Below are 9,139 nucleotides of genomic sequence, written 5' to 3'. Positions count from 1 at the left end.
GAAGATGATGCAGGAAACGTGAACGGAACCTCTGGGCGGGGACACTCCTGATTTTATCGTCGAGTGAAAAAGGAGTGTCCCACCGAAGGGAAGAAATCGCGTCGAGCGGAACCGGCAGCGAGCGGGCGCAAGGTCGCGAGCGTAGCCGAGGGGACCCCTCCGCGAGCCCGGGGCCCCGGTTCCTTGCGCCTTCGCAACCGGGCGCCCGACCGAGGCGCACGACGCAGGGGATCCCCCGAGCGGGAAGCCCCGGCGGAACCGGCGGAGACCCCGCCGTTTGTAGGGCAAAAAGGATTGCATACCAAATAGGCGGGAGAATGGCCGGGGAGAGGACCAACGGGCACGTTCGCTGGACGCAGCCGGGGAGCCGGGAGCTGACCGCGAGCGGGGACCCCGGAGGCGAAGCCGCACCTGCGCGCCCATTGCAAGGGCGCCTGCGAAGGGGGGCGCCCGCCGCAGAGGTTGAAAAGTTTTAAGAACGTCCCTGTTCTTGGGGGGTCAGACCATGAGGTTGTAGGGATCGACGTCCGCCTCCATCCGGACGCCGGCCTTCTTCGCGAGATCGCGCAGGGGGCGCAATCGTTCCGGAAAGAAGTCGGCCACCGCAAACCGTGCCGGCATCTTGAGCAGGATCTGGTAGCGGTATTTTTTCTTGACGCGCGCGATCGGCGACGGCGCGGGGCCGAGCATCCGGATTCCCGCCTCGGCAAGCGGGCGGGAAAGCGCCTCCGCAACTTCCCCGGCGGCCTCCTGGACACGATCGAGCTTCGGCCCCCAGAAACGGATCAGGATCATGCGCCCGAACGGGGGGTAGCCAAGCGACTCCCGTTCCGCCAGTTCCGCTTCCATGAACCCGTGGAAGTCGTGCTCGGCAACCTTCCGGATGCAGACGTGCTCCGGGGAGAGGGTCTGGATGATCACCCTGCCGGGCCTGTCCCCCCGGCCCGCGCGGCCCGACACCTGGGTCAGGATCTGGAACGTCCGCTCCGCCGAACGGAAATCGGGGAAGGAGAGCGACTGGTCCGCGAGGAGCACGCCCACGAACGTCACCGCGGGGAAGTCGTGCCCCTTGGCGATGATCTGCGTGCCCACGAGAATGTCCACCTCCCCGCGATGCATCAGGGAGAGGACCTCCCCGTAGAACCCGCGTTTCCGGCCGAGGTCCGAATCGAGGCGCGCGACCCGGGCCTCCTTCCATCTCTTGGCGGCCCACGCGACAAGCCGCTCCGTGCCGATCCCGACCTGCGCCACCTTGTGCCCTCCGCAGGCTCCGCAACGCTCGGGGGGGGGCTCCTTCGCGCCGCAGTAATGGCACAGAAGCACGCCGTCCTGCTTGTGGAAGGTGAGCGACACCTGGCAGTTCCGGCACTGTACGTTCGTTCCGCAGTCCAGGCAGGTCAGCGCAGGCGCATAGCCGCGCCGGTTGAGGAACAGCATCGCTTTCTCCCCGCGGGAGAGCGTCTCTTCGACCGCGTTCTCGAGTTCGGCGGAGAAGTACCGGTCCGCGCCCCTGCGCGCCGCCTGGCTTTTCAGATCCACGACGGAGACCACGGGAAGAGCCCTCGCGCCGATCCTTTCCGGAAGGGACAAGAGCGTCGCTTCCCCCGTCCGGACGAGATGGATCGACTCCGCGGAGGGTGTGGCGGAGCCCAACAGGACGACCGCTCCCTCCATCTTCGCGCGCATCACGGCAAGATCCCGCGCCTGGTAGCGGATCCCCTCCTCCTGCTTGTAGGCCGAATCGTGCTCCTCGTCGACGATGAACAGCCCCGGGGACGCAAAGGGAGAGAAGACGGCGGAGCGCGCCCCGATGCAAAGGAAAACCTCGCCCGCCCGGATCCTTCGCCATTGGGATGCGCGCTCGGCCCTCGCGAGCCCGCTGTGGAGGACCGCCGCCCCCTCCCCGAACCGGGTCCGGACGCGGCCCAGCAGCTGCGGGGTGAGCGCGATCTCGGGGACCAGATATACCGTCTGCCTCCCGGTGAGCCGGGCCTGCTCGATCGCTCTCAGGTAGACCTCGGTCTTCCCCGACCCGGTGATCCCGTGGAGAACGAAGGCGGCGAACCCTCCGGACGCGAGGGCGACGCCGGTCCTGGCGAGGGCCGCCTCCTGGTGGGGGGTGGGGACAAGCGTCCCGGAGGCGTCGAGGATATGGGGAGCGGAGAGCGCATAAGACTTTTCCCGCGACGAGGCGGCGAGGATCCCCTTCGCGGCCAGCCTTCGAGCGACCTCCGATCCTCCGGGCACGATCCCCGCCAAATCCGGCGCGGAGATCTCCCCCGCATCGAGGACGGCCGCGTACACCTTGCGCTGCTTGGGGGTCAGGGCCGCGTCCGGTGCGCCGTCCGCGGCCCGGTACACCGCCTCCGTTCTCGGGGACGCCGGCGCCTCCCGCCGCGGAAGCCCGCCGGGGAGCGCCGCCCGCAGCATCTCGCCCAGGGGGGCCAGGCACTCGCGGGCGGCGGCGGCAAGAAACGCGAGATGAGCGGGAGAGACGTACGGCTCTTCGTCCAGGAACGCGAGGACCTCCCGGGCCTCGCGCCCGCCCAGGGAGGAACCGTCCGTGAACGCGGTGATCAACCCGGTGACCTTCCGGCGCCCGAACGGGACCAGGACGCGGACCCCGATACGGGCGCGCGCCTCCTGCCCCGGAGGAACGCGGTAGGTGAAGGGGTGATCGATCGGAAGCGGCACCGCCACTTCCACGAACACGTAACGTGCGGAAGGAGGATTCATCTTCCCCCGATTCTACCGGAGGAACCGCCGACGGGTAAGGGCCAACGCCCCTCCATGGGGGGGCGCCGCCATCTGCCCCCCGGGCAAGGAGCGGGAGCGGCTTCGCCTCCGGGGTCCCCGCGACCGCTCGACGTCATTCCCCGCGGACATCTCGGATGGCGCATGCCGCAGGGCGCGCAGGCGGCAGAGCAGCCGAAGGATGGGGGGCCGGCCTCCCGGGCTCCATTCCCGGAAGATCCCGGCATTCGAGGACCGCTGCATCCCCGCCGGCTTCGTTGCACGGCCTCTTCCGGAACGGAACCCGAGACGCTGGGCGGAGCTTTCCGGGAGGAAGGTCAAGCGCAGACTTGCGGGTGCATCGCAAGTCGAGCGACTTCGCCAAGGAACCCCCTTCCTCGGTTGCTCCGCCCACGGTGCGCCCTGACACGAGGGCGTCAGCAACCGGAGGACCCGGGGCGTAGCGGGGGGTTCCGCGAGGCGGCCTGTGGAGCGAGGAGGAAATTGCGTCGAGCGGAACCGGCAGCGAGCGGGCGAAGATCGCGAGCGTAGCCGAGCGGAAGCCCCCCGCGAGCCAGGGTCCTTCCGCCGCAGAGGATCCCCCTGTTAAAAAAAATTCTGGAAATCAAGCAAGAATTCGGCAACATGGATCGCGCTTCTACCGATAAGAAAGGAAGAAAGGCGGATTGCCGCGCGAAGCCCGAAAGAGGAAAGCCCGCCCTCGACGACGCTTCGGCGGGCACCATCCTTCGCCCCGAGAGGGAAGGATGGTGGAGGAGAAGGGGATTGAACCCTCGACCCCCACGTTGCGAACGTGGTGCTCTCCCAACTGAGCTACTCCCCCACCTTGCGGTTTCCCATTCTCTCCGATTCGATCCGCGCTGTCAAAACGATTTCTCCGCTCCCGCGAAGGGTCCGCGCGGAAATCCGCGGACACCGAAGCGGGGGACGGGGGAAACCCCGCGCGGAAACCGGTTTTGCGGGTATAGAAAACCTTCCCCCCCACGCATGACGCGAGAAATCTCCCAATGAAATTTCTTTGCAATTCCATATGGATTTCTATTGACAGAGGGAATCCGCTTTCCTACAATACGGATAGATTACTAAACGAGAGGTTTAATAAAAAGTTCTATGATCGATATCGGGGCCCGGATCAAGCATCTTCGCCAGATCAACGGCCTCTCCCAGGCCGATCTCGCCGAGCGCGCGGGCCTCACCAAGGGAGCGATCTCGCAGATCGAGCGGAACCTGGCCTCCCCGGCGGTGGCAAACCTTCTCGAGATCCTTTCGGCGCTGGGCGAGACGCCCTCCTCTTTTTTTGCCGAGGACGACGAGGAGAAGGTCCTTTTCCGGAAAAGCGATTCCCTTCCCTCCGACGTCACGGGATACCAGGCCTTCGACACCCTTCTTCCCAAGAGCCGGTACCGGACCATCGTGGCCTACCGGGCGGTGATCCGGTCGGGGAGGGAAACCCTGCCCGAACCGGCGCACGAGGGGGAAAACTACGTGTTCATCCTTTCCGGGAGGCTGGGCCTTCGGCTGGGAAAGGTGACCTTCATCGCCCGAAAGGGGGAAAACCTCTACTTCCGCGCGGAGCAGGAGTATGCGTTTTCGAACAAGGGGAAGCGTCCGGTCGACTTCCTCTGGGTCAAGGCGAGCGGGCGGTGACACCGCAATGAACCCTGGCAACCAACCCCGGAAGCGGAAATACGCGAGGAGGAACATGGAAACGAATCGGGAAGACGATTCGGTACCGTTGCGCAGCACGTCCGGAGACACCAACCCCGTCGGCCTTCCTTGGCCCCAGGTGACGAGGGAGCAATGGAACGATTATCGGTGGCAGCTCTCCCATCGCATCACCTCCCTCCAGGACCTGTCCGGGCTCCGCTACTTCCCCCGCGAAGAGGCGGAGATCCTGACGCGGGTGACCGACACCTACCGGATGTCGATCACCCCCTACTACCTGTCGCTCATCCGGCTCGACGATCCCGACGACCCGATCGCGCGCCAGGCGATCCCTTCCCTGGACGAATACTACGGGATGGAGGTCGGGGAGGACGATCCGCTCGAGGAGGAGAAGGACATGCCGGTCCCCGGGCTCACCCACCGCTACCCGGACCGGTGTCTGATGGTGGTGACGAACTTCTGCTCCCTGTACTGCCGCCACTGCACGAGAAAGAGGATCTGGCCCCTCGGGGAAGCCGCGAAGACGGAATTCGAGATGAACAAGATGTTCCACTACATCAAGCGGCACGAGGAGATCCGGGACGTCATCCTCTCGGGGGGCGATCCGCTCACGCTCCCCACGCCGCGGCTCGAGTTCATCCTGAAGGGGCTCCGCAAGATCCCGCATGTCGAGATCATCCGGATCGGCACGCGCGTACCGGTGGTCCTCCCGATGCGGATCGACGACGAGCTGTGCGCGCTCCTGGAGAAATACGGCCCGATCTGGGTGAACACCCAGTTCAACCACCCCCGGGAGGTGACCGCCGAGGCGCGACGGGCCTGCGACCGTCTTCTCCGCGCCGGCGTCCCCGTGAACAACCAGTCGGTCCTTCTGAAGGGCGTCAACGACCACCCCGAGATCATCCGCAAACTCAACACGCAGCTGCTCAAGGCGAAGGTCCGTCCCTACTACCTGTTCCAGTGCGACATGGTGCGCGGGCTGGAGCACTTCCGAACCCGCCTGGCGAAGGGGATCGAGATCATGGAAGCGCTCCGGGGGCACACCTCGGGGCTCGCCATCCCGACCTTCGTGGTCGACGTCCCCGGGGGGGGAGGGAAGATCCCGCTCATGCCCAACTACATCCTGTCCCAGGGGGAACATCGGACGATCCTGCGGAACTACGAAGGAATCATCGTAAGCTACGAGGAACCCCGGGACGACGGGCGCCCCTCCGCCCGGCCGGAAACGGACCTCCCCGCCTCGAGACTGGATGTCTACCGGCTCATGACGGGGGAGATCAAGGCGTTGATCCCCCAGGGGAACGAGCGGATGGCCAGGAGAAGGAGACGTTGCGAATCGGCCTCGCCTACAACGTAAGGCCCTCCGATCCGCCCTCGCACCTGCCGGAGGACGCCTTCGAGGAATACGACTCCGAGGCGACCGTCGGCCACATCGGCAACGCCCTCGCCTCCCTGGGGCACGAGGTGTTCCGCCTGGGCGCGGGCCCCGGAATCATCGACGCCCTCCGGGAAACCCGCCCCGACATCGTCTTCAACGTCGCCGAGGGGGAAGGGGGGCGCTGCCGCGAGGCCCACGTCCCGGCCCTGCTCGAAATGCTCGGCATCCCGTACGTCGGGTCCGATCCTCTCACCCTCTGCGTGACGCTCGACAAGCCCGTCGCGAAACGGCTCGTGGCGTCGGAGGGGTATCCCACGCCGCGTTTCCGCAGCTGCTCCTCCCCCCGGGAGGTGGACGAGGCGGGGCTCTCGTATCCCGTCATCGTCAAGCCCGCGTTCGAGGGATCGAGCAAGGGGGTCCGCCTCTCGTCCCGCGCCTCATCCCCGGAGGAAGCGAGAGAGAGGGTGGGATTCGTCACCGCGACCTACGGGCAGAGCGCCCTGGTGGAGGAGTTCGTGCCGGGCTCCGAGGTGACGGTCGGGATCGTGGGGAACGGGACCCCCCGGATCGTAGGGGTCATGGAGATCGCTCCCCGGAAGGTGCGGGCCGAGGAGTTCGTCTATTCCCTCGAGGTCAAGCGCGACTGGGAGAACCAGGTCGAATACCGATGCCCCCCGGCCCTGCCGGCCGGCGTCGTCGCCGAAATCGAACGATGCGCCGCGGGGATCTACCGGCTCCTCGGCTGCCGGGACTTCTCCCGGATCGATTTTCGGCTTGACGGAAGGATGGTCCCGCACTTTCTCGAGTGCAACCCGCTCCCCGGGCTCTCCCCCGGGTACGGCGATCTCCCGATCATGGCCGAAAAGATGGGGACCCCCTACCTCGGCCTCCTGTCGGAAATTCTCTCCTGCGCATTGTCCCGCCTGGGAATGGCGCCCAGGTGATGCAAGGCGGTCTCCCCCCGAAGCATGTGGCCATCCTCTACACCCCCGTGGAGGACACCCTGCAAGGCGTCGAGGGACAGATGCGCATCGATCTCGACCTCGCCGTGAGCGCCCGGCAGGTCATGACGGCGCTCGCCGCCTCGGGGCACGTCACCCGGCCCTTCACCTTCGGGAAGGACCCCGCCGCCCTCGCCTCGTCGCTGCGCGCTTTCGGTACCGAGGTGGTGTTCAACCTGAGCGAGTGCCCGATGAACTCCGCCCAGAAGGAGCCGCACGGCGCAGCCCTCCTCGAGCTGCTCGGCCTCCCGTATACGGGGAACAGCCCCCTGCCCCTGACCGTGTGCAACAACAAGGCGCTGACCAAGCACCTCCTGTCCTCCTTCGGGATTCCGACGCCGGCGTTTCGCCTGTACCGGTCCGTCCCCCGCGGACGATCGGATCTCCGCTTCCCCGTGATCGTGAAGCCCGCCAACGAGGACGGGTCGGCGGGCATCACCGAGGAGAGCGTGGTCGACGACGAGGCGGGGCTCAAAAAAAGGGTCGGGCACGTGATCGGGAAGTATCAACAAGGGGCGCTGGCCGAGGAGTTCGTGGGGGGCCGGGAGTTCAATGTGGGAGTGCTCGGGAACGGCACGGCGGCCGACCCCTTCCGGACGCTGCCCCCGGCCGAACTCGTCTACCGCAGCAAGAGGTGGCGCGTCTGCTCCTTCGAGTCGAAGTGGGACAACAACCACCCGGCGTACGGGGAGATCGCCCCCGAATGCCCGGCGAATATCCCCGACACCCTGCGCAACCGGCTGGAAAGGCTCACGCTTGCGTGCGCCCGGGCGTTCGAACTGTGCGGATACGCCCGCGTCGATTTCCGCATGAACCGGAGAGGGAAGCTGTTTGCGCTCGAGGTGAACCCGAATCCCGACATCTCGTCGAACGCGGGCCTCGACCGCGCCGCCCGCGCCGCGGGGATCTCCTACGAAGCGCTGGTCATCGAGATCCTGCGCCTCGCAATCTCCCGGGGGGCCCGGTGACCGCCATCCGGCCGATCGTGCAGGAGGACCGGGAGGCGGTCCGGGCGCTGATCGAGGGAACCGGAGCGTTCAAGCCCCCTGAGGTGGAGGTGGCGATAGAGCTCGTCGACGCCGCGCTCTCCCGGCCGAACCAGAAGGGCTATCACCCGTTCGTCCTCGTCGAGGAGGACGGCACGGTCGTCTCCTACGCCTGCTTCGGCAAAAACGAGATGACCGCCGCCACGTTCGACCTGTACTGGCTCGCTACCCGGGCCGACCGGATGGGAAAAGGATACGGCCGCAGGATCGTGGCCTTCGTCGAGGAGGAGGTCCGGCGGCGGGGAGGGCGTCTCCTCGTGATCGAGACATCGTCGAAAGAGTCCTACGGCGACACGCGGGCGTTCTACGAAAAGATCGGGTGTACCCTCGCCGCGCAGCTTCCGGATTACTACGATCAGGGAGACGACAAGCTGATCTACCTGAAACCCCTGAAGTAGCCCCTACCCGGAGAACAGCCCGAAAATCCTGCCGGCAACCGAGGTCTCCATCTTCGAGACGGTATCCAGCTCGCCCGCATCCAACCACACCCCGTCGCACCCCGAGCACTTGTCCACCTTGATGCTCTTGTAATCGATCTCGATCAGGTCCATGCCGCACTTGGGGCACTTCCGGTAATGAAGGTCCCGGAGTCGTTTTTTCTCTTCCTCCGCCAGCTTCTGCTGCTTCTCCCTCTCGATCTTCTTGCGCCGCTCAAACTCGATGCGCGCGAAATATTCCTCTTCGCTCTCGCTCGGCTTCCTCGTCATCGATCCTCCCCCTTCCGGTTATTTTCCCGCCGCCCTACCTCGACCGCCTCGCCCGTTTCAACATACCAGAGAAATCCGCGGACCGGAACGCTCCAGGCGCCGGAGAGGATCTCCATGTAGCCCCGCACCTGTTCCCGGTACGTCTCCTCCTGTCCCTCCTCCCGGGCGCCCGTCTTGAAGTCGACGACCCAGTGCTCGCCATGGGCGATCCCGCTTCCCTCCGCGGGATCTCCCCGGAACCGCACGACCAGATCGGCGCGTTCCTCCCGGGACCACCCGCCGCGGAACGAGAGCATCGGAAACTCCGTTCCCACGATCTCCGCATCCCGAAGCTCCCGACGAAGCATGCTCGCCTGGATCTTCGCGCAGACGGTCCGCCACCTCGTTTCCTCCCCTTCCCCCCAGACGACGGGGAGAGGGCGGGAGGGGGGCCACTGCGCGCCGACCGGCGGCGCCGCCTCGAGGGCGCGGTGGACCTTTTCCCCGAAGCGCATGGCCGCGGCCCGTTCATGAAATTCCCGGAGGGTCAGGTCCGGGGCTGGAGGAGGAGAGGGCGAAAGGGGTGGGGGAGACCACCCCTCCACGAAC

Annotated in this window: 8 protein-coding genes and 1 tRNA gene; 5 read left to right on the top strand and 4 right to left on the bottom strand. The window is 66.4% G+C overall.

Annotated elements, in window-relative coordinates:
* Positions 1–498: 498 nt before the first annotated feature.
* Together priA and VJ307_09815 are read right to left on the bottom strand one after the other, a co-directional pair.
* A complete protein-coding gene (priA, locus tag VJ307_09820; protein HJX74439.1) occupies positions 499–2,736 on the bottom strand; it encodes a primosomal protein N' in 2,238 nt (745 codons plus the stop codon).
* 765 nt (positions 2,737–3,501) lie between these two features.
* Positions 3,502–3,577 (bottom strand) — tRNA-Ala (locus VJ307_09815).
* A 287-nt stretch (positions 3,578–3,864) separates the two neighbouring features.
* Between VJ307_09815 and VJ307_09810 the strand changes: the two genes are divergently transcribed.
* From VJ307_09810 to VJ307_09790, 5 genes are read left to right on the top strand one after another with little or no spacing between them, the layout of a single operon-like run.
* Positions 3,865–4,401: a helix-turn-helix domain-containing protein gene (locus VJ307_09810; protein ID HJX74438.1), complete on the top strand. Its 537-nt coding sequence runs from the start codon at positions 3,865–3,867 to the stop codon at positions 4,399–4,401.
* Positions 4,402–4,456: 55 nt separating this feature from the next.
* Positions 4,457–5,776 (top strand): KamA family radical SAM protein, encoded by a 1,320-nt coding sequence (locus tag VJ307_09805; protein HJX74437.1) that lies wholly within the window; start codon positions 4,457–4,459, stop codon positions 5,774–5,776.
* Positions 5,749–6,741, top strand: coding sequence for a hypothetical protein (locus VJ307_09800; protein HJX74436.1), 993 nt, complete (start codon positions 5,749–5,751; stop codon positions 6,739–6,741). Before VJ307_09805 ends, VJ307_09800 begins: the two co-directional genes overlap by 28 nt.
* A gap of 26 nt (positions 6,742–6,767) precedes the next feature.
* A complete protein-coding gene (locus tag VJ307_09795) occupies positions 6,768–7,766 on the top strand; it encodes an ATP-grasp domain-containing protein (GenBank protein HJX74435.1) in 999 nt (332 codons plus the stop codon).
* On the top strand, positions 7,763–8,242 hold the full coding sequence (locus VJ307_09790; GenBank protein HJX74434.1) for a GNAT family N-acetyltransferase: 480 nt from the start codon (positions 7,763–7,765) through the stop codon (positions 8,240–8,242). Before VJ307_09795 ends, VJ307_09790 begins: the two co-directional genes overlap by 4 nt.
* A 3-nt stretch (positions 8,243–8,245) precedes the next feature.
* Here the strand turns inward: VJ307_09790 and VJ307_09785 are convergent, their stop codons facing one another.
* On the bottom strand, positions 8,246–8,551 hold the full coding sequence (locus VJ307_09785) for a zf-TFIIB domain-containing protein (protein ID HJX74433.1): 306 nt from the start codon (positions 8,549–8,551) through the stop codon (positions 8,246–8,248).
* Positions 8,548–9,139 (bottom strand): hypothetical protein (locus VJ307_09780; GenBank protein HJX74432.1); only part of this gene is annotated, 592 nt, incomplete at its 5' end. The genes VJ307_09780 and VJ307_09785, both read right to left, overlap by 4 nt.

The sequence above is a fragment of the Candidatus Deferrimicrobiaceae bacterium genome (assembly GCA_035256765.1).
In the GTDB taxonomy this organism is placed as follows: domain Bacteria; phylum Desulfobacterota; class Deferrimicrobia; order Deferrimicrobiales; family Deferrimicrobiaceae; genus CSP1-8.
This window is presented reverse-complemented; position numbering and strand designations above follow the sequence as displayed.

Coding starts and splice junctions, on each gene's coding strand:
- VJ307_09785 (HJX74433.1), bottom strand. CDS start 8,551: ATGACGAGGAAGCCGAGCGAGAGCGAAGAGGAATATTTCGCGCGCATC.
- VJ307_09805 (HJX74437.1), top strand. CDS start 4,457: ATGGAAACGAATCGGGAAGACGATTCGGTACCGTTGCGCAGCACGTCC.
- VJ307_09810 (HJX74438.1), top strand. CDS start 3,865: ATGATCGATATCGGGGCCCGGATCAAGCATCTTCGCCAGATCAACGGC.
- priA (HJX74439.1), bottom strand. CDS start 2,736: ATGAATCCTCCTTCCGCACGTTACGTGTTCGTGGAAGTGGCGGTGCCG.